Below are 24,968 nucleotides of genomic sequence, written 5' to 3' on the forward strand. Positions count from 1 at the left end.
GCCGGTGCAAAGTCAGAGCATCTCGAGGTTGCTCTTCAACTCGAACGGCGTCACCTGCGCACGGTATTCCTGCCACTCCCGGCGCTTGTTGAGCAGCACGTAGTTGAAGACCTGCTCGCCCAGCGTCTCCGCGACGAGCTCGGAGTCCTCCATGTACTCGAGAGCCTGATCGAGGCTCGCGGGAAGCGGCGCGTACCCGAGCGCGCGGCGCTCCGCGTCGCTCAGCGACCACACGTTGTCCTCGGCCTCGGCGGGCAGCTCGTACTCCTCTTCGATGCCCTTGAGGCCGGCGGCCAGCATGAGCGCGTAGGAGAGGTAGGGGTTGGCGGCCGAGTCGAGCGCGCGGTATTCGATGCGCGAGGAGTTGCTCTTGTTGGGCTTGTACATCGGCACCCGCACGAGGGCGGAGCGGTTGTTGTGACCCCAGCAGATGAAGCTCGGGGCTTCGTCTCCGCCCCAGAGGCGCTTGTACGAGTTGACGAACTGGTTGGTCACGGCCGAGATCTCGTTGGCGTGTCGCAGCAGTCCGGCGATGAAGTGCCGGCCGACCTTCGAGAGCGAATACTCGGCGCCCTCTTCGAAGAATGCGTTCGAGTCCCCCTCGAACAGCGACATGTGCGTGTGCATGCCGCTACCGGGCTGACCGCTGAGCGGCTTCGGCATGAACGTGGCGTACACGCCCTGCTCGATCGCCACCTCTTTGATGACCGTGCGGAAGGTCATGATGTTGTCGGCCATCGTCAGGGCGTCCGCGTAACGCAGATCGATCTCGTTCTGACCGGGGCCGCCCTCGTGGTGGCTGAATTCCACGGAGATACCGAGGTCTTCCAGCATCCGCACTGAACGACGACGGAAGTCGTGCGCCGTGCCGCCTGGCACGTTGTCGAAGTACCCCGCCGAATCGACCGGCTCGGGTCGCCCGTCCGGGCCGAGGGCCGACGACTTGAGCAGGTAGAACTCGATCTCGGGGTGCGTGTAGAACGTGAAGCCCGCATCCGCCGCCTTCGCGAGGGTGCGCTTGAGCACGTGCCGCGGGTCGGCGACCGCCGCCTGACCGTCGGGCGTGGTGATGTCGCAGAACATGCGCGCGGTCGGGTCGATCTCACCCCGCCACGGGAGCACCTGGAAGGTGGTGGGGTCGGGGTGTGCGAGCAGGTCCGACTCGTAGGAGCGGGTGAGGCCCTCGATCGCGGAACCGTCGAATCCGAGGCCCTCCGCGAAAGCGCCCTCGACCTCGGCCGGCGCGATCGCGACCGACTTCAGGGTGCCGATCACATCGGTGAACCACAGGCGCACGAACTTGACGCCGCGCTCCTCGATCGTGCGCAGTACGAAGTCTCTCTGCTTGTCCATGGTTTCCCTCGCTCGCGGTCCGAAATCAGCTCTGGGCGCCGTCGGCGCCCCAGTTCTTCTCGCGCTTGTCCTCGTCGTCCCACTCGCGGTTGCGCTCGCGCATGAGGGCTGGAGCGTTCGCCGCCTCTTCCGCGGTGTCGAAGGGACCCGCGCGATTCGCCATCGGCGACACGAGACCGTGCTCCACCTGCCCGGTGTTCAGGTTGTACCAGTACTTCGGGTCGTCTTCGGTCACGGGGGCTCCTCCTCGCGGGTGACACACGGTGGCCGCTCAACTGGTGAAGGCCACTGTCGATCCTACTGATCGGGCGCTGCGCGCTGGGTAGGGTGTGACTATGGCATCAACGAAGTCGGCATCAGCGAAGTCGCGCGCAGTCGGAGTGGACATCGGCGGAACGGGCATCAAGGCCGGCATCGTCGATCTGGAAGCCGGAGAGCTCCTCAGCGACCGCATCAAGGTTCCCACCCCTCCGGGTGCCGAACCGAAGGACGTGCTGACCGCGGTCATGACCGTGCTCGAGAAGCTCGGCGTCGCCGATGACGACGATGTTCCCCTCGGCGTCGCCTTCCCCGCGATCGTGAAGAACGGGCGCACGCTGTCGGCGGCGAACGTCTCGCAGTCGTGGATCGGGTTCGAAGCGGAGAAGTTCTTCGAGGACGGCCTCGGCCGCAGCATCCACTTCGCCAACGACGCCGACGTCGCCGGTATCGCCGAGGTGCGCTACGGCGCGGCGAAGGGTGTCGACGGCCTCGTGATCCTCACGACCCTCGGAACCGGAATCGGTTCCGCCATGATCTACGACGGTGTGTTGATTCCCAACAGCGAGCTCGGCCACCTGCAGCGCGCCGAGCACAAGCGCGACGCCGAGGGCTACGCCGCGTACTCCGCGATGGAACGCGAAGAGCTGAGCTGGGAGAAGTGGGCCAAGCGCCTGCAGTGGTACTACGACTACGTCGAGTTCCTCTTCAGCCCCGACCTGTTCGTGGTCGGCGGCGGCGTGTCGAAGCACGCCGACGAGTTCTTGGGCTTCCTGTCGCTGAAGACCCCCATCGTGCCGGCCGTGCACCGCAACAACGCGGGCATCATCGGCGCGGCCTCGCTCGCGGTCTCGGTGCCCGAAGCGGTCTCCGCCGTCACCGCTTAGGCGGTCGAGCGGGGCGAATGGGCCGGCCTGTACGCCGGGTTCTGTTCCGGGGCGTGAGCCCCTTCGACGGTCATCTCTCTCGGCGACACGTTGCCGTGCCACTCCAGCGGTCTACCCGGGGACTCGGCGGGCCGCGTCAACATCCCCTGTCTGACCTTGCTCCGGACGAGGTTTACCTTGCAGGTCGCGTCACCGCGACCCCGGTGGTCTCTTACACCACCCTTTCACCCTTACCGGAACTCGCGTCCCGGCGGTCTGCTCTCTGTGGCACTGTCTCGCGGATCACTCCGGGTGGGTGTTACCCACCATCCTGCCCTGTGGAGCCCGGACGTTCCTCGGTGCGGTTACCCGCCACGCGACCGTCCGGCCGACCCATTCGCCTCCCCACTCTACCGAGGCGGTTCAGGCCTTTCCCGCGCTGTCGGTGATGCGCACGTCGAGACGGAAGTCCACCGGGAAGCTGCCGAACAGCAGTGCGCCGGCGGATGCTGCAGCCAGAGCGATCGCTTCGGCCACCGCCGGCGCCTGCTCGGCGGGTGCGTGGACGATGACCTCGTCGTGGAGGAAGAACGCGAGGTGGGCGCGGCGCCCGAAGACCGGCCCGGACGCGGCGGCGGCCTGCGCGGGGGCGACCTCGGGCAGCGCGATCAGGCGGTTGCGCAGATCGGCGAGCCACGCGAGGGCCCATTCCGCGGCCGTCCCCTGCACGACGAAGTTGCGAGTGAAGCGGCCGCGGTCGCGCGCGGAGCGGCGAGCCTGAGCCGTCTCGGCCTCCGTGGTCCCGATACCGCTGGCCTCCGACTGAGCGCGTCGCCAGGCCTCCGACGGCGGCGGTGAGGTGCGCCCCAGCCAGGTCGAGACCACGCCGCCGTCCTCCCCCACCCGCGCGGCGTCGTCGACGAGGCCCATCGCCCGCGGGTAGGCGCGGCGCAGCCGCGGCACCAGCCGGCCGCTTTCGCCGGAGGTGGCCCCGTACATCGCCCCGAGGAGGGCGAGCTTGGCCTTCTCGCGGCCCTCGAGCCCGCCACGCTCGGCGATCGCGCCGTAGAGGTCGGCTCCGCGCGCGGCGTCGGCGAGGGCCTCGTCGCGCGACATCGCGGCGAGCACCCGCGGCTCCAGCTGGGCGACGTCGGCGACCACCAGGGTCCAGCCCTCGTCGGCGCGCACCGCCGCACGCAGCTGCCGCGGAATCTGCAGGGCGCCCCCGCCCGACGAGGCCCACCGACCGGTGACGACGCCTGCGGGCACGTACACCGGCCGGAAGCGGTCGTCGTGGATCCATTCGTCGAGCCAGTGCCACCCGTTGGCCGTGAGCAGTCGCATCATGCGCTTGTACTCGATCAAGGGCGCGACCACCGGATGTTCGTGACGCGCGAGCTCCCAGCGGCTCGTGCTCTCCACCACGACCCCCACCCGGTGCAGAGCTCGCAGCAGCTTGGGCTGGGAATCGAGGCTCGCGGTCGGATCACCGAGCGCGGCACGGACCTCGGATGCTTTCGACGCGACATGTGAGGGCAGGGCACCCGACGTGGGCCGGGCGCCGAGGGTCTCCGCGAGGATGCGATCGTGCGCGTCGGCGTCCCAGGGCAGCCCTGCCGCCCGCAGTTCGGCGGCGACGAGGGCACCGGCCGATTCCGCCGCGGCGAGCAGACGCATCCGGGCCGGGTCGCTCGACGCGGCGATGGCGCCGCGCTGCCGCTCGAACTCCACCAGCACTTCGTCGGAAGTACTGGGCGGGCCGCCACGCTCGCCCTCGAGGTCGAACAGGGCGGGCGCAGCATCCGGTCCCTCGCTCCCGGGCGCCTCCCAGGCGGTCACCGTTCGCAGGCCGTGGTCATCGCCGACAGAGACGGCATCGCGGAGCACGGTGTGCACGAGGCGCAGGTCGTGACAGCGCTCGACGCGTACGCCCGCCGCCAGGAGCGCCGGGTACCAGGCAGGGGTGTCGTTCCACACCCACCGCACCGCCCCCGCCGCTTCGAGAGCGGCGACGTGCGCGGGCAGGCCGGCGTCGCTCACGCCCCGCGTCGAGAGCACGGTTCCTGCCGCGTCCAGCGCGGTCAGAACCACCGCGCCCGGGGCGCGACCGACAACGACCCAGTGCGGGGCGACCTCAGACAGCGGTCACCAGATGCCCGACTCGTCGGTGCGCACGAGGATCGCGCCGCACTCGGGGCAGAAGATCACGTCGTCGTCGGGGGCCGAACGCACACTGTTCATGTCGGTGCCCGAAAGGACCATGTGGCAGGCCTCGCACGTGCCGCGGCGCAGCAACCCGGCGGCGTTTCCCCGCGTGCCGAGCCGGTCGTAGAGCGCGACCAGGGCGGGAGCGATGTCGCCGGCCACCGCCGCGCGGTCACGCTGCGCGTTCGAGAGGTCGTGCTGAGCAGCCGTGACGGCTTCCTTCGCTTCGGCACTCAGGCGCGTGCCCTCCTCGTTCGTCGCCGCGACGATGGCTTCCTGCTCAGTGACGGCGGCCTCGGCCGCCTCCAGCCGCTCCATGACGACCAACTCGGCGTCTTCCAGGTCGGAGGTGCGGCGCGCCAAGGAAGCCAGCTCGCTCTCGAGCCCCTGCGCCTCCTTCGAGTTGGAGGATGCTGCGAGGCGCTGCGCGTCTCGGGCGCTGCGCGCCTCGACCACGGCCACGTCGGATTCGATCCGGGAGAGTTCGAGCTTGAGGTCGTCGCGTGCACCGGCTCGTCGGGAGAGTTCCTGCGAGAGGGTGACGCGCTGGGACAGCAGCTCTTTCACACGGAGGGCCTGAGGCGGGTGGGACTGAGCGTGCTCAGCCCGCCGGATGCGGGCATCGAGCTCGGCGAGATCGAGCAGGCGGCGCTGGTCGGCAGGGGCGGCTTTCACGTTCCCAACCTACCCGTCGCCTGCGCGGCGGGCAGGTGCGCTGGTGTCGGTGCGTGAGTAGCCTTCTCCCATGACGCGATACAACGACGACCCGGCCCCGGTTTCCGAGGACGAAGACCCCAACGATGATGAAGCCACCGATGGGTTGGCGCCGATCGAACTCGAGGCTGATCTCGACAACCTCATGAAGGGGTCCTGACCCTTCTCGGGGCAGGACCGGATCACCGGCGATGAGGCCGACATGATCGTCATCACTCCCGTGCCCGGTGAGGTCACGGGGCACGCCGCCCAGATGTATGCCGACGACGTCGCCGAGGACGGGTTCGTCTTCGCGCACACCGCGGCTCTGGCCATCAACCCGGAGGCGCACGCGGCCTTCGAGAATCTCCTGCGGGCGATCGTGCCCTCCATCGGGCTCCGTACCTACGAACTGGCGACGCTCGGCGCCGCACGCGCCATCCCCTCGCCGCACTGTCTGCTCGCCCACGGCCGGAACGTGCTCCGAGCCGACGTGCTCGACGAGCAGACCCTCGCTCAGGTCGCACGCGGGGACGATTCCTCGCTGCCCGCTCAGGACGCCGCCGTCGTGCGCTACGCCGAGAGCCTCTCGACCCGCCCCGAGACGATGACCGACGCGGACACGCAGGAGCTGCGCGACAACGGCTTCGACGACCGGCAGATCGTCGACATCACCCTCGCCGCTGCAGCACGCAACTATCTGAGCCGGGCGCTGCGCGCCCTCGCTGTGCCCATCGATGAGGTGCCGGGGATCAGTCCCGCACTCCGTGAAGCGCTGATCGGTTCACGACCGCGCACGTGATGTGGGCCCTGCCGGGATCGAACCGACGACATCCACGGTGTAAACGTGGCGCTCTACCAGCTGAGCTAAAGGCCCTCGCCGATCATTCTAGAAGGCAACGTCGCCACGATCGATGAGCGGGCCTGCTCGCGATGTCTCGATCCCGAGCGATCGGCGTGGCAGCATCCGTCGTGATCGTCCGGCGAGCCGCCGACTCGCTAGGCTGGTGGACGGTGTGTTGTGCGGAGCGAACAAAGCGATCCGCGCCCCCATGGTGATTGTCTGGCATGATCTGCCAGCCGAAGAAAGGTCTTCTGTGACTGTTCACGACCAGGATCCGTACTCGCAGGGCCCGCAGGACAGCGATCCCGACGAGACGTCCGAGTGGCAGGAGTCGCTCCAGCAGCTCGTGCAGGCCAAGGGCCCGCAGCGCGGGCGCGAGATCATGCTCAGCCTGCTGCGCGAGTCGAAGGACCTCCACCTCGGCGTGCCGATGGTGCCGACCACCGACTACATCAACACGATCGCTCCCGAGAACGAGCCCGAGTTCCCCGGCGACGAAGAAGTCGAACGACGCTACCGGGCGTGGATCCGGTGGAACGCCGCCGTGACCGTGCACCGCGCGCAGCGGCCCGGTATCGGCGTCGGCGGTCACATCTCGACCTATGCCTCCTCGGCCTCGCTCTACGAAGTCGGGTTCAACCACTTCTTCCGCGGTCAGGACGCGCCCAACGGCGGCGACCAGATCTTCATCCAGGGGCACGCGTCGCCCGGCACCTACGCCCGCGCGTTCCTCGAGGGTCGGCTCACCGAGGCGCAGCTCGACGGCTTCCGCCAGGAGAAGTCCGCTGCACCCAACGGCATCCCCTCCTACCCCCACCCGCGCCTCATGCCGGAGTTCTGGCAGTTCCCGACGGTGTCGATGGGTCTCGGCCCGATCAACGCCATCTACCAGGCGATGAGCAACAAGTACCTGACCAACCGCGGCATCAAGGACGTCGCCGACTCCCACGTCTGGGCCTTCCTCGGCGACGGTGAGATGGACGAGGTCGAAAGCCGCGGACAGCTGCAGGTCGCCGCGAACGAGGGTCTCGACAACCTGACGTTCGTCATCAACGCGAACCTCCAGCGCCTCGATGGCCCGGTGCGCGGCAACGGCAAGATCATCCAGGAGCTCGAGAGCTTCTTCCGTGGCGCCGGCTGGAACGTCATCAAGGTCGTGTGGGGCCGCGAGTGGGACGAACTGCTCAAGCGCGACACCGACGGTGCTCTGCTCAACCTCATGAACGTCACCCCCGATGGCGACTACCAGACGTACAAGGCCGAGAACGGCGCCTACGTCCGGGAGAACTTCTTCGGCCGCGACGAGCGCGCCGCAGCGCTCGTGAAGGACTACAGCGACGACCAGATCTGGAACCTCAAGCGCGGCGGTCACGACTACCGCAAGGTCTACGCGGCGTTCAAGGCCGCGCAGGAGCACAAGGGCCAGCCGACGGTCATCATCGCCAAGACCATCAAGGGCTACGGCCTGGGGTCGCACTTCGAGGGCCGCAACGCGACCCACCAGATGAAGAAGATGACGCTGGACGACCTCAAGGCGTTCCGCGATGTCATGCACATCCCGATCAGCAACGCGCAGCTCGAAGAGAACCCGTACCTGCCGCCGTACTACAACCCCGGCCCCCAGGACGAGACCATCCAGTACCTGCTCGAGCGCCGTCGGGCGCTCGGAGGTTTCCTCCCCGAGCGTCGCACGACCCACGTGGGCCTCGAACTCCCCGGCGACGCGGCCTACGCGCTGCCGAAGAAGGGATCGGGCACGCAGGAGGTCGCCACGACCATGGCGTTCGTGCGTCTGCTGAAGGACCTGCTGCGGGTGAAGGACTTCGGCCACCGCATCGTGCCGATCATCCCCGACGAGGCACGCACCTTCGGTATGGATGCTTATTTCCCCACCGCGAAGATCTACAACCCGAACGGGCAGCACTACACCTCCGTCGACCGCGAGCTGCTGCTGGCCTACAAGGAGAGCCCGCAGGGGCAGATCATCCACGTGGGCATCAACGAGGCGGGCGCCGTGGCGGCGTTCACCGCGGCCGGCACGTCGTACTCCACGCACGGCGAGCCGCTCATCCCGGTCTACGTCTTCTACTCGATGTTCGGCTTCCAGCGCACCGGCGACGCCCAGTGGGCGGCGGGCGACCAGATGTCGCGCGGTTTCGTCATCGGCGCGACCGCCGGCCGCACCACGCTCACGGGCGAGGGCCTGCAGCACGCCGACGGACACTCGCCGTTGCTGGCGTCGACCAACCCCGCGACGGTGTCGTACGACCCCGCCTTCGGGTACGAGATCGCGCACATCGTGCGCTCCGGCATCGAGCGCATGTACGGCGGGAACCACCCCGACCCGAACGTCATGTACTACATCACGGTCTACAACGAGCCGTACGTGCAGCCCGCCGAGCCGGCGGATGTCGACGTCGACGGTATCGTCCGAGGCATCCACCGCATCTCCACCGGCGAGGGCGACGCGCCGCGCGCCCAGCTGCTCGCGTCGGGAGTGGGAGTGCCGTGGGCGCTGGAGGCCCAGCGTCTGCTCAAGGACGACTGGGGCGTCGCATCCGATGTCTGGTCGGTCACGTCGTGGAGCGAGTTGCGTCGTGACGGCCTGGCCGTCGACGAGCACAACTTCCTGCACCCCGACGAGGAGCCGCGCGAGGCCTACATCACCAAGAAGCTGGCCGGTGCGCCCGGTCCGGTCATCGCGGTGAGCGACTTCATGCACGCCGTGCAGGACCAGATCCGTCCGTGGGTGCAGCACAACTTCAGCACTCTCGGTGCGGACGGCTTCGGCTTCTCCGACACCCGCGCCGCCGCGCGACGCTTCTTCAAGATCGACGGACCGTCGGTCGTGGTACGGGCGCTGCAGGCGCTCGCGCAAGAGGGTGCGGTCGATCGCGGCCTCGCCGCTCAGGCGATCGAGAAGTACCGCCTGAACGATGTGACCGCCGGCACGACCGGCAACGCGGGCGGCGAGAGCTGATCGGGCTGTGACCCGAGGCAGCACCGACCCGGCCGCGAAGGCCGAGACCCTCGCTTGGTTGCGGCGGATCTCGGGCGACTTGGCGACGGCGACCCTCAACCGGCTCGAGGAATCGCTGCCGTGGTACGCCGAGATGCCGCCGGCGCGACGCTCGGCCGTGGGCCTGGTCGCGCAGGCGGGCATCACGTCGTTCATCTCCTGGTACGAAGACCCGACCTCGACCCCGTGGATCGCCGCCGACGTCTTCGCCGCCGCTCCCCGCGAGCTGCTGCGCAGTGTGAGCCTGCAGCAGACGCTGCAGCTCGTGCGGGTCACGGTCGAGGTGACCGAGGAGCGCGTGGCGGGGCGCGACGAAAGCATCCGCGACGCGATCCTGCTCTACTCGCGTGAGGTGGCCTTCGCCGCAGCCGACGTCTACGCCCGGGCTGCGGAGGCCCGCGGGCTGTGGGATGCCCGACTCGAGGCGCTCGTGGTCGATTCGATCCTCACGGGCGAGACCGACGAGGAACTCCCCAGCCGGATCGCCGCGCTGGGGTGGCACGGTCACGGCGAGGTCGCCGTGCTGGTGGGAACGACTCCCCCGCAGCTCGACGTCGATCAGGTGCGCCGCACCGCCCGCAAACTGGGGATCGACGTGCTCATCGGCGTGCAGGGTTCGCGCCTGGTGCTGGTGATCGGACGCGCGCAGCTGCCCGGTCGCGGCGAGGAGCCGATGGTCGAGCTGCCTTTCGGCGAGATCGCCCGCCGGCTCGAGCCGGGCTTCGGCGACGGACACCTCGTGCTCGGTCCGACCGTGCCCGCGCTGGTCGACGCGAGCCAGAGCGCTCGGGCGGCCTTGGCCGGATTCGCCGTGGCCCGCGCCTGGCGGCACGCACCGCGCCCCGTCGAAGCCGACGACCTACTGCCCGAGCGGGCACTCGCGGGCGACGCCGTGGCGAAGCAGACGCTGGTGGAGCGCATCTATCGCCCGCTGCAGGCGCACAGCCCCGACCTCGTCGCGACGCTCTGGAGCTACCTCGACAACGGCCGCTCCCTCGAGGCGACCGCGCGCGAGCTGTTCGTGCACCCCAACACCGTGCGTTACCGCCTCAAGCGCGTATCCGAGGTCATCGGGTGGGATGCGACCGGTCCCCGCGAAGCTCTCATCCTGCAGACCGCTCTGATCCTCGGCTCGATCGGCACCGACGCAACGCGGCGTCGGCCGACCACGTTACGGCGACACACCCCGTGACCTGTCGGGATGCGACAAAGCATCCCGGCATTCTTGTGTGAGTCTCCTCCCAACTCCCCCCATGCTGATTGACAGGATTGACCAGTGATCATCGCCGCCTTCCCCGGGCAGGGTTCTCAGACACCCGGGTTCCTCGCCCCGTGGCTCGAGCTCGACGGCGTCCGAGAGCGCCTCGCGGCCTACTCCGACGACGCCCAGGTCGACCTCATCGCCGCGGGCACCGAGTGGGACGCCGACCGCATCCGTGACACCCGCGTCGCCCAACCGCTGATCGTGGCGGCGAGTCTGATCTCGTGGTCGGCGCTGCTGGAGCTGGCAGCGACCCGCCCGGCCGGTGTCGCCGGTCATTCCGTCGGCGAGGTCGCTGCTCTCGTCGCCGCAGGCGTGCTCACCCCCACGGAGGGGATGCGGCTGGTCGGCGTTCGCGGACGGGCCATGGCGGATGCTGCCGCTCTGACGCAGACCGGGATGAACGCCGTGATCGGCGGAGACGAAACCGCGGTGCTGGAGCGGCTCGCGACACTGGATCTCACTCCCGCCAACTACAACGGAGCCGGACAGATCGTCGCGGCCGGTACGCTCCCCGCCCTCGCCGAGCTCGCCGACACCCCCGTCGCCGGAACCCGGGTCATCCCGCTTCCCGTCGCGGGTGCCTTCCACACGCGTTTCATGGAACCCGCGGTCGAAGCCCTGCGCGACGCCGCGGCCGAGCTGTCTCCGGCCGATCCCGAGCTGACGCTGTGGACGAACTCGGACGGCTCCACGATCACCTCCGGACGCAACGCGCTCGACCTGCTCGTGGAGCAGGTGGCGTCGCCCGTCCGGTGGGACCGCACGATGGCCTCCTTCGCCGAGCACGGGGTGACGGGCATCATCGAATTCGCGCCCGCCGGCACCCTCACGGGGCTCGCGAAGCGCGGGCTGCGCGGCACGCCCGCCGTGGCCGTCAAGACCCCCGATGACCTGGCCGCTGCCGCGGCCCTGCTGAAAGAAGCTGCCGCGTGACCGCCACTCTCCGCCAACCCCAGGGCGTGGCTCACACGCGCATCTACGCGTACGGAGCCGCCCGCGGCGAGCGGGTCGTTCCCAACGACGACCTCGTCGGCCCGATCGACTCGAGCGACGAGTGGATCCGCCAGCGCACCGGTATCGTCACCCGCGTTCGCGCGGAAGCTGCGACCACGGCCATCGATCTCGCGACGACGGCCGCCGCCGAGGCGATCGAGCGTTCGGGCGTCGATCCAGCCGAGATCGGGGCGGTCATCGTCGCCACTGTGAGCAACCCCCGCCAAACGCCCTCCGTGTCTGCGATCGTCGCCGACCGGGTGGGTGCGAACCCTGCAGCGGCGTACGACGTGAACGCGGCCTGCGCCGGCTTCGCGTACGGGGTCGCCCAGGCCGACGCCCTCATCCGGGGCGGGCTCGCCCGCTACGCGGTGGTCATTGGCGCCGAGAAGCTCAGCGACATCGTCGATCCCACCGACCGCAGCATCTCTTTCCTCCTCGGTGACGGCGCAGGTGCCGTCGTCATCGGACCGAGCGACACTCCCGGCATCGGACCCACCATCTGGGGCTCTGATGGCTCGAAGGCCGACGCGGTGGGTATGAACCACACCCTGGTGGAGTTCCGCGACGGTGTCGCGCCGTGGCCGACCCTGCGTCAGGAGGGTCCGACCGTCTTCCGGTGGGCCGTGTGGGAGATGGTCAAGGTCGCCCGCCAGGCGCTCGAAGCGGCCGGGGTCGAAGCATCCGATCTCGCCGCCTTCGTGCCCCACCAGGCCAACATGCGCATCATCGACGAGTTCGCCAAGCAGCTCGGTCTGCCCGACACCGTCGTGATCGGCCGCGACATCGAGACGACCGGCAACACCTCGGCCGCCTCGATCCCCCTCGCCACCCACCGCCTGCTCGAAGAACACCCCGAGATCAGCGGCGGCCTCGTGCTGCAGATCGGCTTCGGCGCCGGTCTGGTCTTCGGCGCGCAGGTCGTGGTGCTCCCGTAGCCGGGGCGCCGCGAACTCTAGACTGAACGAGGCCCGCCGGGCCCCGTACCCCCAGAACAGGAGACACCATGGCATTCACCACCGACGAGGTCCTCGCAGGACTCGCCGAGCTCATCACGGACGAGACCGGGATCTCGGCCGACGAGGTGGCTATGGAGAAGTCGTTCACCGACGACCTCGACATCGATTCCATCTCGATGATGACGATCGTCGTCAACGCCGAGGAGAAGTTCGGCGTCACCATTCCCGACGACGAGGTCAAGAACCTGAAGACCGTCGGCGACGCCGTCACCTACATCACGTCCAACCAGGCGTAGTAGCCGCGGTGGGGGCCTGTGGGCCCCCACCAACACCCTGAGGATCCACAACGCATGAGCACCCCACGCATCGTCGTCACCGGTATCGGTGCGTCGTCGCCCATCGGCGGCACCGCCCCGGACAGCTGGTCCGCCCTCCTCGGCGGCGCCTCCGGTGCGCGCACGTTGGAGCACGACTGGGTCGAGAAGTACCAGCTTCCCGTCACGTTCGCGGCGGAGGCGCTGGTGCGACCCGAGACGGTGCTCGATCGCCCGATCGCGAAGCGGCTCGACCCCTCATCCCAGTTCGCTCTCGTCGCGGCCCTCGAGGCGTGGGCCGACGCCGGTAGCCCCGACGTCGACCCCGATCGGCTCGGCGTCGATTTCGCCACCGGCATCGGTGGCGTCTGGACCCTGCTCGACGCGTGGGACACGCTCCGCGAGAAGGGCCCTCGGCGCGTCATGCCCATGACCGTGCCGATGCTCATGCCCAATGCCGCAGCGGGCAACCTCTCGCTGCACTTCGGGGCGCGCGCCTTCGCCCGCACGGTCGCCTCGGCGTGCGCGTCGAGCACCGAGTCGATCGTCAACGCCGTCGAGCACCTGCAGGACGGGCTCGCCGACGTCGTGATCGCGGGCGGCACCGAGTCCGCCGTGCACCCGATCACGATCGCCTCGTTCGCCTCGATGCAGGCCCTCTCCCGGCGCAACGACTCCCCCGGCACTGCTTCACGCCCGGCCAGCATCGACCGCGACGGCTTCGTCATGGGCGAGGGCGCGGCCGTGCTCATCCTCGAGACCGAAGAGCACGCCAAGGCGCGCGGGGCGAAGATCTACGCCACGGTCGTCGGAGGCGCCGTGACCGCGGATTCGTACCACATCACCGCGAACGACCCCGAGGGCACGGGGGCTGCTCGCGCGGTGCGCGCCACGCTGGAGATGGCGGATGCTTCTCCCGATGACGTGACGCACATCAACGCCCACGCCACCTCGACCCCGGTCGGCGACCCGAACGAGTACACCGCGCTGCGCACCGTCTTCGGTGAGCGCGTGGATGAGATCCCGGTGTCTGCGACGAAGGCCTCCACCGGGCACCTTCTCGGCGGCACCGGAGCGCTCGAGGCGATCTTCACGATCCTGGCGCTCCGCGACCGCGTCGCGCCCCCCACGATCAACCTGACGGAGCAAGACCCGGCGGTGCCGTTCCGCCTCTCCGGCGAAGCCACCCCGCTCGGTGACGGCGCGCAGCTGGCGATCAGCAACTCCTTCGGCTTCGGCGGCCACAACGCCGTCGTCGCTTTCGCCGTGGATTGACCCCGCTCGTGAAGATGCCCCGACGGCGACCGTCGGGGCATCTTTTCGTATCAGGGGTGCGATTCGCTTTCGCAGCACCAGGACCTGTCACCGGCGTCCGGTAGTCGCGCCTCGCATCGCCTGAGTTCTGACAAGGTGGGCGCGTCAGCCCACCTTGTGCAGCCAGACGACCGTGGTCTCGTCACTCGCGTGACGGAACGGCTCCAGCTCCTCGTCCCACGCGGCGCCCAACGCGACTTCGAGTTCGCGCTGCAGCTCCTGCGCATCGCCGGCGGCGATGTCCATGGCGTAACGCAACCGGTCCTCGCCGATGACGACATTGCCGGCAGCATCCGTCTGCGCATAGTGGATGCCGAGACCGGGTGTGTGCATCCACCGGCCACCGTCGCTGCGCGGCGTGGGGTCTTCGCTCACTTCGAAACGCAGGTGTTCCCAGCCGCGGATCGCGCTGGCGAGGGCGGCGCCCGAACCGACGGGGCCTTCCCAGTAGAACTCCGCGCGGCGGGCACCGGCAAGGACCGGTTGCTCCACCCACTCGAAGTTCACCGCACGGCCGAGAGCTCGACCGACGGCCCACTCGAGGTGGGGGCACAACGCACGGGGCGCGGAGTGGATGTAGATCACTCCGCGCGAGGACGCAGTCGCCATGGTTTCTCCTTTGTCAGGTACGTCTTCCCCTACGACCTGACCGGAAACCGGCATATTCGGTTGTTCTCCCGCCATTATCGCCTGACGGCGTCGGTAATCACAAGCGTGTGATTCCGGACGCGACGATGGCCCCGGCCGATCCCGACCGGGGCCATCGTGAGAGCAGGTGTTACGCCTCGCTCATGACCGCCTGCTCGGCCTGGCCGCGAGCGGCGAGGGCGGCCGCGCGAGCGGCGAGGCGACGGGTCTGCTCGGCTTGCCCTGCGTCGAGCTGATCCTGCGGAACGGGGTAGCTCTCGACCCGGTTCACGCCGTTGTACTTCGCGATGTACGCGTCGAGTTCGGGGCCCGAGGTCCACGACGTGATGAGGCAGTAGCGCGGGTCATTGCCCGGGTGGGTGGCGGCGTGCCACAGGCGCTGCGTGTCCACGATCAGCTGCGCGCCGGCAGGCAGCGCGATGCGCGTCTCCATGCTCGGGTCGGTGCGGTTCTCACGCAGGACGAAGTAGCTGTCCTTGTCGTCGGTGAGGTTGAAGAAGCCGCGGACGACCCAGCCGGTGCCGTCCGGGTTCAGACGGTTGTTGTCGTCCTGGTGCAGGTTGTACAGGCAGTCGGCGTACGTGTTGGGCTGCAGCTCGATGATGCGGCAGCGACCGACGTTGGCGCCGGGCTCCATGGCGCGCTCCGTCAGGGTGGGAGCGATCGCGGTCTGCGAGTCGATCCAGATGCCGTCCTTGTCGGTGCGGGGGTTCTTGCCGCTCCAGAACCCGGCGCACTCGATCTCTCCGTCGCGCGAGGCGAGGGGGGCGAAGCGCGTGTCACCCGAGGATTTCCAGTCGACATATTCGATGTCGAGGTACTCCTTGGGGTCGATCTCTTTGTTGTATCGATCCAGGACGACGTAGCCGGTCTCTTCGAGCGCGGCGGATTTGATGTAACCCATGAGGTGAGTCATGCCTTCCGTAGGGGGCCAGTACGTTTTTCCTGGCCCTGGTAAGGCAAGCCTATCCCGGGGTCCGGGCTGATCCTGGGAGGCTCGAATAGACTCGATGATCATGGGTAGTGCCACCAACGTCGACGCGACCGCAGTCAATACGATCGGATGGCTCTCCTCCCCGGAGACGAGCATCGTCGTCCCCGTCTACCAGCGCCAGTACCGGTGGGACATCGGCGGCTGCGAGCAGCTTCTCGCGGATATCCGAGCCGTCGCCGACTCCGACGACCGCACCATGCACTTCATCGGGTCGATCCTCTCCGCCGAGAACACCGAGGACGCAACGGGCGAGCTCGTGCTGATCGACGGTCAGCAGCGCATCACGACGCTGATGCTGCTCGTCGCCGCTCTCCACCACACCGTGCGCGAGACGGATGCTGTGATGGCGGGCGAACTCGAACGGGTGCTCGTGCGGGCCGCCGACCCAGCGCGGACGAAGCTTCGTCCGCACCGCGCGTGGGCCGACGCCTTCCGCGCCGTCGTGCTCGACGCCCACGGCGACGATGCAGCGCGAGACACCCGCTTCGACGACAACTATTCGTTCTTCCGCAGCCAGGTGAGTCTCGACGAGGCGCCGAGTATCTGGCGAGGACTGCAGAAGCTCGAGCACGTGTCGATCACGCTGGGAGCGGGAGCGAACGCCCAGCAGATCTTCGAGAGTCTGAACTCGACCGGTGAGCCGCTACGCGACCACGAACTGATCCACAACTACGTGCTGATGGGTCTGTCTCACGACGAACAGATCGAGATCGAAGACGGGTTCTGGCTGCCCATCGAGCAGAACACCGGTGAGACCATCGCTGCGTTCTGGCGGCACTACCTCGTGATGCGCACCGGCCGGGAGATGACGACGGTCGGTGAGCGCGGCGTCTATGACGCTTTCCGTGCGGAATTCCCGCGGCTCGACCTCGACCAGCTGCGAACGGACGCCGCGCAGTGGAAGGCGTACTCGGAGATCTACCGCGTGCTGCTCGACCCCGCCCATGAGCCGGATGGCGAGATCGCTCGCCAGATCGGGTTCCTCAACACCTTCGGTCGGGGGATGTATCCCCTCGTCATGCGCGCGTACGGCGACTACCTGAACGACGCCGCGCAGAAGCCGCAGCTGATCAGGACCCTCGAGTACGTGCAGGCGCTGCAACTGCGTCGGAGTGCTGTGGGGCTCGGCAACGAGCGTCTGGTGGCGCGCCTCTGCCGCTCGAGGGCGCTCGGCCAGGACGAGCTCGAACGGGCGATCTCGCGCATCACGCCGTCGGACGAGCGCGTTCGGGTGGGCCTCAAATACAGCGAACTCCCCCATCCCGCCTATGTGCTGCGCCGACTGGCCGACGCGCACTCCCCCGACCTCGAGGTGGAGTGGATCTTCCCACCGGCGCCGTCGGAGACGTGGAGCGGCGATGGCATCCGCGAGTGGTCGGAGTATTCCGAAGACGAGCAGAACAGTCACCGTGCCCTCGCGAAGACGCTGGGAAACCTCGCCCTCCTCGAGGAGGGACTCGCCGAACGCGCGGCGGACCGTTCGTATCCGGTGAAGCGCGAGACGGTGTACCCGCGCAGCACGGTCGGGCTGACGGCCGCGCTGGCCGGGGTGCCGGCGTGGAACACCGCGGCGATCTCGGCCCGCTCGGCCGAGCTCGGCGAGCAGTTCCTCGCGTTGTGGGCGAAGCCGCCCGTCGTCTCGATCGACGACGACGGGCTCACCCCCATCCTCGACGCCAAGCGGCGCCGAGGATGGCCCCGGGGCTGGCAGCGGGAGTGGGACTACGTCGAGTACCGGGGCGAGCACTGGGAGGTCTACGACGTCAAGTACCTCTTCAACCGCGTCTTCAAGCGGTTGTGGGCGGACTCCCGCGAATCTGTCGTGGCCTTCAGCGCCCGCCGCGGCGGGCCCGTGTACGAGGCGCAAGCCTGGAACGGGCAGTGGGACGCACTCGATGACGAGCACTTCCTCTACATGGGGTGGGACTCCCGCTACATGCTCACCGCCGTGCAGGGCGTGCTGGACGAAGCCGGCCTCGCGGCCGAGGTGTTCGTCAAGTACTCCTACATCGGCAACGCCATGCCCTGAGCCGACCCTGCTCGCTCAGTTGCGGTGGCCGGCCGCCTCGATGATGACCGCGGCGACCTCGCGGTGGTGGGAGACGAGGCCGAGAGGGGACGGTAGGAAGCAAGCGGCGCCCGGTCGCGGCATGATGTGCACATGACGAGCGCCCGAGATGTCAGAGACGCCGAGCGTGGGGCGGAACGGCTGGCCTACTTCACCGATGCGGTGTGCGCCTTTGCTCTCACCCTCGTGATTCTGCCGCTCGTCGACACCGCGCGCGAACTCTCCGGCGCAACCGCAGCGTCCTTCTTCGCGGACAACGGGGCGGCGTTGGTGGCCGCCGCGATCAGTTTCGTCGTCATCTCGCTCTTCTGGAGCAACCATCACCGGCTGTTCACCCGGGTGATCTCATGGAACCGGACGATCGTCAACGTGAACCTCCTCTGGCTGGCCGGCATCTGTTTCCTCCCCCTGGCGACGGTCATCGAGGTGGGGGCGAGTCCGCAGGACGCCCTGGCGAAGGGAATCTACGTCGGGGCGATTCTCGCGACGATGATCACCGGCAGGGTCGAAGAGCTGTTGCTTGTTCGGATGGGCGGCATCGAACCACAGCACGTGCGCTCCCGAGTCGACCAGTCGCTCACCTGGACGCCGGTCGCGCTGGTCGCCGTCGCGCTCGTCGTGTCCGTGACGGTTCCGGCCATCGGGCTGTGGTCGATGCTGCTCGCTGCGTTCGCACGCCCCATCGGAGCCCTCGTGCGCCGGTATGCCGCACACCGAAGCGAGGCGGGCACCTGACCGACTCAGTTGCGGTGGCCGGCCGCCTCGATGATGACCGCGGCGACCTCGCGGTGGTGGGAGACGAGGCCGAGGTGTCCAGCATCCACTTCGCTCGTCGTCGCCTCCATGCGCGCTGCCATGAAGCGCTCGAGGTCGGGGTTGATCGTGCGGTCCTGGGCCGACACGACGTACCAGCTCGGGCGCGACCGCCAGGCCGCGACCGTGGTCGAGGAGGCGAAGAGGGTGTCGGCGATCGGGCCCTGCGCGGCGAGCAGGGTTCGCGCTCGCGAAGGCTCCACGCCGTTCGCGAAGTCCGTGAGGAACGCGTCGTCGCTCAGCCGGCCGTAGCCGTCCTGCCAGATCAACCCCGCCGACGCGGGAGGAGCGGCGTACTGCTGGGCGAGGGCGGTGTAGTCCTCCCCCGCGTCGGGCGCCCGGGCCGCGACGTAGACGAGTGCCGACACGTTCGGTGCGAGGCCCGCCTGGGTGATGATCATGCCCGCGTAGGAGTGGGCGACCAGCACCGTGGTCTCGGAGCTGCGCGCCAGGGCGCGCTGCGTGGCCTGGACCCCAGCATCCAGCGTCGTCAAGGGATGCTGGACGGCCACCGCATCGAGGCCGGCCTCGGTCAGCAGCGGGATGACTTCAGACCACGAGGATCCGTCGGCGTAGGCGCCGTGCACGAGCACGACCCGGGTAGCAGGATGCGCCATGAGGCCTCCTCAGAACGGGTGATGACCGCAAAATAGCACCGACGCCCTGCCGCCGGAAGAGCGCCTCCGCCCCTAACGTGAGAGGTTTGCACGACCGGTGGTGTGGGAGTCGTTCCCTGGGGCGGATGCGACGCCCCGGACGCAATCGATCGTGCATTCGTCGCACCCCGGGCGTCGAAGTGCCGTGCTCCGTTATCCCAATCGGTAGCAGTCGGGGGCTCCGGGATGTGCCCCAAGGACAGCCGCTTCGACGCGACGGACAAACCTGCCGTCGCCGAGCGGCTCAGCGGGCCGGCGTCGTAGGCCGCCTGAGATACCCGCCGCTGGCTACAGTGCTTCCATGCTCCCCGATCCCACACCGCGGCTCCGCTTCCGCGAAATGGCCCTCGGCGATCTCGACGATATGGCTGACCTACTTGGGGACTCCCGAGTCATGGCCTTCTATCCGGCGCCCAAGACCCGGCACGAAGCAGCGCGGTGGATCGTATGGAACCAGGACAACTACCGCGATCACGGCTTCGGGCTCTGGGTGATCGAGACGCTCACCGGAGAGTTCGTCGGCGACTGCGGGCTGACCTGGCAGGAGGTCAACGGCGAACGAAAACTCGAGGTCGGCTACCACGTGCGCACCGCGTTCCAAGGGGGAGGTCTCGCAACCGAAGCCGCCGCTGCGTGCCGAGACTTCGCGCGCGACACGGTCGGTGCGCGCGACCTGGTCGCCATCATCCACCCCGATAACCGGGCGTCGGAGCGGGTCGCCGGGAAGATCGGCATGACGCGACTCGACGACGATCACGGGGGCGGCATTCCGGTGCGCACCGTGCTCGGGATGACCTTCTCGGGGTCGCGCTTGTGACGTTTGCACGACCGGGTGGTGCGGAGGTCACGCTCCGGGGCGGATGCGACGACCCGGGCGAGATTGACCGGGCACCCGTCGCGCTACCGGACCAGCGGCTCTCGCGTTGCACTCACCGCCGGAGCAGGCCCACTGCGTCACTGTTCGATGAACCGCACCGGAAGATCGGCGATGTGCAGACGCGATGAGCGGATCAGGTCTTCGATCGCCTCTTCGTGGCCGGGAGGGGCGACGACCTGCACCTTCTCGATCCCGTCGATCGGAGTCCCGCCGCTGTCAGCCCAGTAACTGCTCACCTCGTGGCGCTCGGCGAGTTCCGTGAGCAGGGCCACGTATCGATCGCTCTCATCCGACTGCAGGACGAAACCGAGATTCATCGTGTTGATCTCGACGTCGGTGTCCGAAGGGAGCCCGGCGGCGACGATCAGGTCACCCGCATGCTCGACGAGAGGGAGGACCTCGGTGAACCCCGCCGGCATCACCTCGTCGAGGACGACAAGGGCGAACCTGTCGTTCTCCCACTTCGCCGGTTGGACGGAAAGACCGGGCGCGACGCGGTCGAGCGCCGCCGCGAGCCGCACCGCGTCGAAGCCGAAGTCAGGACACCGGCCCTCGCGCTCGGAGGCGTTCGGATCGGTCGGGTCCGCGTGTACCGATACCTCGGCGCCCATGGACGTCTCGATGTGGACCGACCACGAGACGGGATCGCGATAGGCGGTCGAGCAAGCGGCTTCCAGCAGGGCCGGCGCTCCCGCCTCGGTCACCGTGACCGACATCCACGACGTGGGACGGGAGAACGCGGGCGCCTCCACCCACCGCTCCTTGTCGACGTTGCCCACGCCGGTGAGGCTCTTGATCTCCGTCTCGAGGATGTCGAACTCGGCGCTCGGTCGATCGAAGTGCGTCTCGTCGATCATCCAACCGAAGACGAGAAGGGCGCCTGACACGCCCCCGATGACCACGAGGATCAGCGAACCCAACGCCACGCGCTTGAGCATCTTCGGGCGTCCGCGGCCAGAGTCTTCCCCGGATGGAGGACTCATCCGCGGGGAATCCGTCGACGCCATCGGATCCTCTTCCCCGTGCGTGTGTGACGGCCCGTCTCGACGAACATATCGCGCGCGTTCCCGGCTGATCCGAAGAGACCATGAACGCATTGCGAACGGAAGCGGTTGCGCACACGGCTCGTCCGCTTCTGACGTTCAGTCCGCTGCGTCCTCAGCGTCGCGAGCGGGGTGAGGTCGGGAAGGTGCCCCGCCCTTGACGAGCTTGAGTCCGATCACAGCCCCGACGATCCCCGCCAAGAAGACGACACGGAGAGCCGTGACCGCCTCTTCACCCGTGGCCATCGCGAAAGCGACGGTCAGGGCTGCCCCCGCGCCCGTCCAGACGGCATAGGCGGTGCTGATAGGAATCGTCTTGGCCGCGAACCCCAGCCCGAGCATGCTGAGCGTCAGCGCCACGATGAACACGACGGACGGCCCCAGCACGCTGAACCCGTCACTCTGCCCGAGGGCGGTCGCCCATACGGCCTCGAGCACGGCGCTGATGAGAAGCACTGTCCACGGCATCAACTGACCACCTTGAGACCGATGACGCTTCCGACGAGGACGAGCAGGAGCAGGCTCCGCGCAAGAGTGAGGCGTTCTTGCTTCCGCGCGACGGCGATGACCACCGTCACCACCGCCCCGATACCCACCCACACCGCGTAAGCGGTGCCGGTCGGAAGGGTCGTCATCGCGTAAGCGAGCCCGGCCATGCTGGCGACCAGCGCAAGGAGGAAGACGACGGTGGGCTTCTTCTTCTTGAATCCCTCCGACGCACTCAATGCGGTGGCCCACACCGCCTCGAGCAATCCCGACGCGGCCAGCACGATCCAGTCCATGACTCTCCCTCGTCGTGGGGGCGCGTCAGCAGGATTCCGGAGGCGGCCGCCATGGTGTTCGTAGGGCGGGTGGGACTTGAACCCACGATCGTCGGGTTATGAGCCCGCTGCCTTGACCAGCTTGGCCACCGCCCCCTGCGACGAAAAGACTACCGGGCGAGGCTCACGCCGGCGGTCCGCCGTCACTGCCCCGCGGGATGCCGAGGTCTTGGCTGTCGCTGATGACCTGCGGGTGGTATCGGGTGAGCAGGAACACGCCCACGATGGCGACGGCGCCCGCGATGGCGAAACCGATGAGGGCCCAGAGCGGCGCGCTCGACGCCTCACCCAGCACGACGAGCCCGATCAGCACGGCGACGATGGGGTCGATGACCGTGAGTCCCGCGATGACGAGGTCGGGCGGGCCGACCGAGTAGGACGTCTGCACGAAGTACGAACCGACGCCCGCCGCGATGAGCAGCCCGACGATGCACAGCACGGTGAGCCAGTCGAAGTCGCCGGCCTTGATCCGGCTGATGACCACCTTGGCGAGCGTCGCCACGAAGCCGTAGACCACGCCACCGGCCGCGATGTAGAACAGCGCCTTCAGGGTGCGGCGCTTCCACAGCCAGAGCCCGCAGAACACCACGAGCACCACGGCGAGGATCGCCAGGATGATCCAGAGTTCCTTCGCGGTCACCTCGTGCTCGGTGGCGAAGAAAGCGGCGATCGTGACGAAGGTGAAGATGCCGCCGAGGCACAGCACGATGGCCGTGACCGACTGGCGGGTGGGTTTGTGCCCGGAGAACTTCGAGTTGAGCAGCGTCGTGATGACCAGGGCGATCGCGCCGATCGGCTGCACCAGGATGAGCGGCGCGACGGTCAATGCGCCCAGCTGCGAGATGATCGCGAGGGCCAGCAGCACGGTGCCGAGCACCCACGACGGCCGCCTGAACAGAGCGAGCAACTGGCGCCCGGTGAGCCCTGACTGGGTCTGGCCGGTCGTCGATTCGACCTTGGCGACCCCGCGGTGCTGGTACTGAGCGCCGAACGACATGAACACCGCGCCGAGGAGCGCCAGCGGGATACCGAGGAGGATGCCGGGATCGCGGAAGATGCCGACCAACTCGTCGGTGACGTCCGTCAGCGACACCTCAGCACCCATCACCCCTCGACACTAACCGCCGCGCCCGCTCGATAGGCTCAAGGCGTGGCCGTTCTTCCGATCCGCATCATCGGCGACCCCGTGCTTCACGCCGTCGCCGCCCCCGTCGATGAGATCACCGATGAGATCCGCACCCTCATCGCCGACATGTTCGAGACGATGGATGCTGCGCCCGGCGTGGGTCTTGCGGCGCCCCAGGTGGGTGTGGGCCTGCGCATCTACACGTACAACTACCACGACGACGACGAGACGCCCTGGCGCGGAGTCCTCATCAACCCGCAGCTCTGGATGCGCCCCCTCGTGCCCGGCGACCCCGACGAGGACGACGAGTCGGAGGGGTGCCTGTCGTTCCCCGGCGAGCGATTCGCGCTGCGGCGGTCGGAGGAGGTTCTCGTGACCGGCACCGACCTCGACGGTCATCCGGTGCGGATCGAGGTCGACGGCTGGCGCGCACGCATCATGCAGCACGAGTTCGATCACCTCGACGGCGTGCTGTACGTCGATCGCTTGGACGACGGTGACTGGAAGACCGTGCAGAAAATCGTCAAGAAGCGCGGCTGGAATCGCGGGGACCAATCGTGGACTCCGGGCATCGACGACATCGAGGCGTGAGTTTCCGAGCACCCCATTCGCTTTGCTAGTATCGAGGGGTTGTCCTGATTCCAGGTCACGTATTCCTCGGTAGCTCAATTGGCAGAGCAATCGGCTGTTAACCGATAGGTTCTTGGTTCGAGTCCAAGCCGGGGAGCCAACGAAAGCACCTTCTCGCCCACGCGAGAAGGTGCTTTCTCTTTACCCCCACAAACGCCAGGCCCCCTCGGCTAGAGGGGGTGAGCCAGAGACACCCTCGAGCCGCCCGTCACGGGTAGATTTCCTGATGGTCAATGGGGTTCCCGGGGAGCCTTCGCCCTCGGCGACACCGAGGAGGAAGACATCAGACGGCTCGGGGAGTATCTCGCGGCGCGGCGCGCGCTCGTACGTCCGGAAGAGGTGGGGCTCAGCAGCGACCCCTCGCGGCGGGTCGCCGGACTCCGCCGGGAAGAGGTCGCCGCCCTGGCCGCGATCAGCCCGGAGTATTACCGACGGCTGGAGCGGGGCGCCGGCGCGCAACCCTCCGATGCGGTGCTGGAGTCGCTCGCTCGTACGCTGCTGCTCACCGACCACGCCCGGCTGCACATGTACCGTCTGGCGCACAAGCGCATCGAGTTGGGGACGCCCTCCCCCGTCGTCGATCTGCAGACGCGTCGGATGCTGGAGTCCTGGAAAGACATGGTCGTCGTCGTGCATGACCGCAACCAGGACGTCGTCGCGTCCACTCCGATCGCGCGCGAGGCGCTGGGCGTGTACGCGAGAGTAGGGTCCAACATCCTGCTCCAGGTCGCGGACTCCGCCTCCAACGGGCCTACCCGCTTGCAGCCCCTTTACTACTGGCGCGTCGCGCAGCTCGCCGCCTCGCTGCGCTACTACGGCGATCCTGACGATGCCCGCTACCGCGAGATCGTCCGAGCGATGTCAGACGACGTGGAGTTCGAAGGCATCTGGGCTCGTCAGGACGCGGAGCCCCTCAGCCTCGATCCGGCCCGCTTCTGGCTGGACGGAGAGGGCTGGGTCGAGTTCGACTGCGAGATCCTCGAACTGCCCCGCTCTCCGGGAACCGTGATCGTGTCCTGGTATCCCGCCGGCCGAATCTCTCTCGCCGCGTTCGAACGATTCTCCCGACGGCGCGCACGCGTCGCATGGCGGGCGGCGTCGCCGCCCCCGATCTCCCGTGACGACGCGGAGTACGACCGACGCCGCGCGTGAGCCGGCCTCGCATTCCTTGATCCCTGCCCGCCCCACTCACGCCGAGTATCGTCTGGGG

25 protein-coding genes, 3 tRNA genes and 1 other RNA gene are annotated in these 24,968 nt (G+C 68.3%); 15 read left to right on the forward strand and 14 right to left on the reverse strand.

Annotated elements, in window-relative coordinates; genetic code table 11:
- Window positions 1-12: 12 nt before the first annotated feature.
- Both glnA and ACFXP5_RS02400 read right to left on the reverse strand, forming a co-directional pair.
- Window positions 13-1,353 carry a type I glutamate--ammonia ligase gene (glnA, locus tag ACFXP5_RS02395; RefSeq protein WP_394526678.1) on the reverse strand — a complete coding sequence of 447 codons (1,341 nt, stop codon included), beginning with the start codon at window positions 1,351-1,353 and terminating at the stop codon, window positions 13-15.
- A 25-nt stretch (window positions 1,354-1,378) separates the two neighbouring features.
- Window positions 1,379-1,588, reverse strand: a complete 210-nt coding sequence (locus ACFXP5_RS02400) for an SPOR domain-containing protein (RefSeq protein ID WP_394526680.1) — start codon at window positions 1,586-1,588, stop codon at window positions 1,379-1,381.
- A gap of 100 nt (window positions 1,589-1,688) precedes the next feature.
- Here ACFXP5_RS02400 and ppgK point away from each other — a divergent pair, with 100 nt between their 5' ends.
- Window positions 1,689-2,498 carry a polyphosphate--glucose phosphotransferase gene (gene ppgK / locus ACFXP5_RS02405; RefSeq protein ID WP_394543361.1) on the forward strand — a complete coding sequence of 270 codons (810 nt, stop codon included), beginning with the start codon at window positions 1,689-1,691 and terminating at the stop codon, window positions 2,496-2,498.
- 14 nt (window positions 2,499-2,512) lie between these two features.
- Here ppgK and rnpB read toward each other — a convergent pair.
- From rnpB to ACFXP5_RS02420, 3 genes are all read right to left on the reverse strand, one after another.
- Window positions 2,513-2,873: RNase P RNA component class A (rnpB, locus tag ACFXP5_RS02410), an RNA gene on the reverse strand.
- Between the two features lie 27 nt (window positions 2,874-2,900).
- Window positions 2,901-4,619 (reverse strand): bifunctional 3'-5' exonuclease/DNA polymerase, encoded by a 1,719-nt coding sequence (locus tag ACFXP5_RS02415; protein ID WP_394544166.1) that lies wholly within the window; start codon window positions 4,617-4,619, stop codon window positions 2,901-2,903.
- Between the two features lie 3 nt (window positions 4,620-4,622).
- Window positions 4,623-5,357, reverse strand: a complete 735-nt coding sequence (locus tag ACFXP5_RS02420) for a zinc ribbon domain-containing protein (protein WP_394543362.1) — start codon at window positions 5,355-5,357, stop codon at window positions 4,623-4,625.
- Between the two features lie 70 nt (window positions 5,358-5,427).
- Between ACFXP5_RS02420 and ACFXP5_RS02425 the strand changes: the two genes are divergently transcribed.
- Both ACFXP5_RS02425 and ACFXP5_RS02430 read left to right on the forward strand, forming a co-directional pair.
- Entirely contained in the window at window positions 5,428-5,556 is a 129-nt protein-coding gene (locus ACFXP5_RS02425; RefSeq protein WP_394526692.1) for a hypothetical protein, read from the forward strand.
- Between the two features lie 42 nt (window positions 5,557-5,598).
- On the forward strand, window positions 5,599-6,177 hold the full coding sequence (locus ACFXP5_RS02430) for a carboxymuconolactone decarboxylase family protein (protein ID WP_394543363.1): 579 nt from the start codon (window positions 5,599-5,601) through the stop codon (window positions 6,175-6,177).
- 2 nt (window positions 6,178-6,179) lie between these two features.
- Here ACFXP5_RS02430 and ACFXP5_RS02435 read toward each other — a convergent pair.
- Window positions 6,180-6,252, reverse strand: a tRNA-Val gene (locus tag ACFXP5_RS02435).
- A gap of 220 nt (window positions 6,253-6,472) precedes the next feature.
- Here ACFXP5_RS02435 and aceE point away from each other — a divergent pair.
- From aceE to ACFXP5_RS02465, 6 genes are all read left to right on the forward strand, one after another.
- Window positions 6,473-9,199 (forward strand): pyruvate dehydrogenase (acetyl-transferring), homodimeric type, encoded by a 2,727-nt coding sequence (gene aceE, locus ACFXP5_RS02440; protein ID WP_394543364.1) that lies wholly within the window; start codon window positions 6,473-6,475, stop codon window positions 9,197-9,199.
- A gap of 7 nt (window positions 9,200-9,206) precedes the next feature.
- Complete coding sequence (locus ACFXP5_RS02445; RefSeq protein ID WP_394526696.1) at window positions 9,207-10,430, forward strand: PucR family transcriptional regulator; 1,224 nt, start codon at window positions 9,207-9,209, stop codon at window positions 10,428-10,430.
- A gap of 84 nt (window positions 10,431-10,514) precedes the next feature.
- Window positions 10,515-11,435, forward strand: coding sequence for an ACP S-malonyltransferase (locus tag ACFXP5_RS02450; RefSeq protein WP_394543366.1), 921 nt, complete (start codon window positions 10,515-10,517; stop codon window positions 11,433-11,435).
- A complete protein-coding gene (locus ACFXP5_RS02455) occupies window positions 11,432-12,433 on the forward strand; it encodes a beta-ketoacyl-ACP synthase III (protein ID WP_394526700.1) in 1,002 nt (333 codons plus the stop codon). The genes ACFXP5_RS02450 and ACFXP5_RS02455 overlap by 4 nt, the downstream gene beginning before the upstream one ends.
- Before the next feature lie 68 nt (window positions 12,434-12,501).
- The gene (locus ACFXP5_RS02460; protein WP_394526702.1) at window positions 12,502-12,750 is read left to right on the forward strand and encodes an acyl carrier protein; all 249 of its coding nucleotides are present in this window, start codon (window positions 12,502-12,504) and stop codon (window positions 12,748-12,750) included.
- 54 nt (window positions 12,751-12,804) lie between these two features.
- A complete protein-coding gene (locus ACFXP5_RS02465; protein ID WP_394543368.1) occupies window positions 12,805-14,043 on the forward strand; it encodes a beta-ketoacyl-[acyl-carrier-protein] synthase family protein in 1,239 nt (412 codons plus the stop codon).
- Window positions 14,044-14,187: 144 nt separating this feature from the next.
- Here ACFXP5_RS02465 and ACFXP5_RS02470 read toward each other — a convergent pair whose 3' ends face one another.
- Both ACFXP5_RS02470 and ACFXP5_RS02475 read right to left on the reverse strand, forming a co-directional pair.
- The gene (locus tag ACFXP5_RS02470; protein WP_394543369.1) at window positions 14,188-14,691 is read right to left on the reverse strand and encodes a DUF3145 domain-containing protein; all 504 of its coding nucleotides are present in this window, start codon (window positions 14,689-14,691) and stop codon (window positions 14,188-14,190) included.
- Window positions 14,692-14,860: 169 nt separating this feature from the next.
- On the reverse strand, window positions 14,861-15,634 hold the full coding sequence (locus tag ACFXP5_RS02475; protein ID WP_394526707.1) for a hypothetical protein: 774 nt from the start codon (window positions 15,632-15,634) through the stop codon (window positions 14,861-14,863).
- Between the two features lie 112 nt (window positions 15,635-15,746).
- Here ACFXP5_RS02475 and ACFXP5_RS02480 point away from each other — a divergent pair, with 112 nt between their 5' ends.
- Both ACFXP5_RS02480 and ACFXP5_RS02485 read left to right on the forward strand, forming a co-directional pair.
- Window positions 15,747-17,753, forward strand: coding sequence for a DUF262 domain-containing protein (locus ACFXP5_RS02480; protein WP_394543370.1), 2,007 nt, complete (start codon window positions 15,747-15,749; stop codon window positions 17,751-17,753).
- Between the two features lie 132 nt (window positions 17,754-17,885).
- Window positions 17,886-18,527, forward strand: coding sequence for a TMEM175 family protein (locus ACFXP5_RS02485; RefSeq protein WP_394543371.1), 642 nt, complete (start codon window positions 17,886-17,888; stop codon window positions 18,525-18,527).
- A 5-nt stretch (window positions 18,528-18,532) separates the two neighbouring features.
- Here ACFXP5_RS02485 and ACFXP5_RS02490 read toward each other — a convergent pair whose 3' ends face one another.
- Window positions 18,533-19,222: an alpha/beta fold hydrolase gene (locus ACFXP5_RS02490; protein WP_394543372.1), complete on the reverse strand. Its 690-nt coding sequence runs from the start codon at window positions 19,220-19,222 to the stop codon at window positions 18,533-18,535.
- Window positions 19,223-19,562: 340 nt separating this feature from the next.
- Between ACFXP5_RS02490 and ACFXP5_RS02495 the strand changes: the two genes are divergently transcribed.
- Complete coding sequence (locus tag ACFXP5_RS02495; RefSeq protein ID WP_394543373.1) at window positions 19,563-20,078, forward strand: GNAT family N-acetyltransferase; 516 nt, start codon at window positions 19,563-19,565, stop codon at window positions 20,076-20,078.
- Between the two features lie 137 nt (window positions 20,079-20,215).
- On the opposite strand, the gene ACFXP5_RS02500 is transcribed toward ACFXP5_RS02495, so the two are convergent.
- The 5 genes from ACFXP5_RS02500 to ACFXP5_RS02520 form a co-directional block, all read right to left on the reverse strand.
- Window positions 20,216-21,064, reverse strand: a complete 849-nt coding sequence (locus tag ACFXP5_RS02500; RefSeq protein ID WP_394543374.1) for a hypothetical protein — start codon at window positions 21,062-21,064, stop codon at window positions 20,216-20,218.
- Window positions 21,065-21,280: 216 nt separating this feature from the next.
- Window positions 21,281-21,649, reverse strand: coding sequence for a DMT family transporter (locus ACFXP5_RS02505; protein WP_394543375.1), 369 nt, complete (start codon window positions 21,647-21,649; stop codon window positions 21,281-21,283).
- A complete protein-coding gene (locus ACFXP5_RS02510; RefSeq protein ID WP_394543376.1) occupies window positions 21,649-21,963 on the reverse strand; it encodes a DMT family transporter in 315 nt (104 codons plus the stop codon). Before ACFXP5_RS02510 ends, ACFXP5_RS02505 begins: the two co-directional genes overlap by 1 nt.
- Before the next feature lie 61 nt (window positions 21,964-22,024).
- Window positions 22,025-22,098, reverse strand: a tRNA-Ile gene (locus ACFXP5_RS02515).
- Window positions 22,099-22,126: 28 nt separating this feature from the next.
- Entirely contained in the window at window positions 22,127-23,107 is a 981-nt protein-coding gene (locus ACFXP5_RS02520; RefSeq protein WP_394527558.1) for a DMT family transporter, read from the reverse strand.
- 45 nt (window positions 23,108-23,152) lie between these two features.
- Here ACFXP5_RS02520 and def point away from each other — a divergent pair, with 45 nt between their 5' ends.
- From def to ACFXP5_RS02535, 3 genes are all read left to right on the forward strand, one after another.
- Window positions 23,153-23,719: a peptide deformylase gene (gene def / locus ACFXP5_RS02525; protein WP_394543377.1), complete on the forward strand. Its 567-nt coding sequence runs from the start codon at window positions 23,153-23,155 to the stop codon at window positions 23,717-23,719.
- Window positions 23,720-23,782: 63 nt separating this feature from the next.
- Window positions 23,783-23,858: transfer RNA gene (locus tag ACFXP5_RS02530), tRNA-Asn, on the forward strand.
- Window positions 23,859-24,040: 182 nt separating this feature from the next.
- Window positions 24,041-24,910 carry an MmyB family transcriptional regulator gene (locus ACFXP5_RS02535; RefSeq protein ID WP_394544167.1) on the forward strand — a complete coding sequence of 290 codons (870 nt, stop codon included), beginning with the start codon at window positions 24,041-24,043 and terminating at the stop codon, window positions 24,908-24,910.
- The last annotated feature ends 58 nt before the right edge of the window (window positions 24,911-24,968 follow it).

Source organism: Microbacterium hanjuni (assembly GCF_043556395.1).
Taxonomy (GTDB): domain Bacteria; phylum Actinomycetota; class Actinomycetes; order Actinomycetales; family Microbacteriaceae; genus Microbacterium.

What these genes read in the sequence shown, in the direction of transcription:
- glnA (WP_394526678.1), bottom strand. Translation starts at nt 1,353, where the DNA reads ATGGACAAGCAGAGAGACTTCGTACTGCGCACGATCGAGGAGCGCGGC.
- ppgK (WP_394543361.1), top strand. Translation starts at nt 1,689, where the DNA reads ATGGCATCAACGAAGTCGGCATCAGCGAAGTCGCGCGCAGTCGGAGTG.
- ACFXP5_RS02425 (WP_394526692.1), top strand. Translation starts at nt 5,428, where the DNA reads ATGACGCGATACAACGACGACCCGGCCCCGGTTTCCGAGGACGAAGAC.
- ACFXP5_RS02430 (WP_394543363.1), top strand. Translation starts at nt 5,599, where the DNA reads ATGATCGTCATCACTCCCGTGCCCGGTGAGGTCACGGGGCACGCCGCC.
- ACFXP5_RS02460 (WP_394526702.1), top strand. Translation starts at nt 12,502, where the DNA reads ATGGCATTCACCACCGACGAGGTCCTCGCAGGACTCGCCGAGCTCATC.
- ACFXP5_RS02465 (WP_394543368.1), top strand. Translation starts at nt 12,805, where the DNA reads ATGAGCACCCCACGCATCGTCGTCACCGGTATCGGTGCGTCGTCGCCC.
- ACFXP5_RS02470 (WP_394543369.1), bottom strand. Translation starts at nt 14,691, where the DNA reads ATGGCGACTGCGTCCTCGCGCGGAGTGATCTACATCCACTCCGCGCCC.
- ACFXP5_RS02475 (WP_394526707.1), bottom strand. Translation starts at nt 15,634, where the DNA reads ATGGGTTACATCAAATCCGCCGCGCTCGAAGAGACCGGCTACGTCGTC.
- ACFXP5_RS02480 (WP_394543370.1), top strand. Translation starts at nt 15,747, where the DNA reads ATGGGTAGTGCCACCAACGTCGACGCGACCGCAGTCAATACGATCGGA.
- ACFXP5_RS02485 (WP_394543371.1), top strand. Translation starts at nt 17,886, where the DNA reads ATGACGAGCGCCCGAGATGTCAGAGACGCCGAGCGTGGGGCGGAACGG.
- ACFXP5_RS02490 (WP_394543372.1), bottom strand. Translation starts at nt 19,222, where the DNA reads ATGGCGCATCCTGCTACCCGGGTCGTGCTCGTGCACGGCGCCTACGCC.
- ACFXP5_RS02495 (WP_394543373.1), top strand. Translation starts at nt 19,563, where the DNA reads ATGCTCCCCGATCCCACACCGCGGCTCCGCTTCCGCGAAATGGCCCTC.
- ACFXP5_RS02505 (WP_394543375.1), bottom strand. Translation starts at nt 21,649, where the DNA reads ATGCCGTGGACAGTGCTTCTCATCAGCGCCGTGCTCGAGGCCGTATGG.
- ACFXP5_RS02510 (WP_394543376.1), bottom strand. Translation starts at nt 21,963, where the DNA reads ATGGACTGGATCGTGCTGGCCGCGTCGGGATTGCTCGAGGCGGTGTGG.
- ACFXP5_RS02520 (WP_394527558.1), bottom strand. Translation starts at nt 23,107, where the DNA reads ATGGGTGCTGAGGTGTCGCTGACGGACGTCACCGACGAGTTGGTCGGC.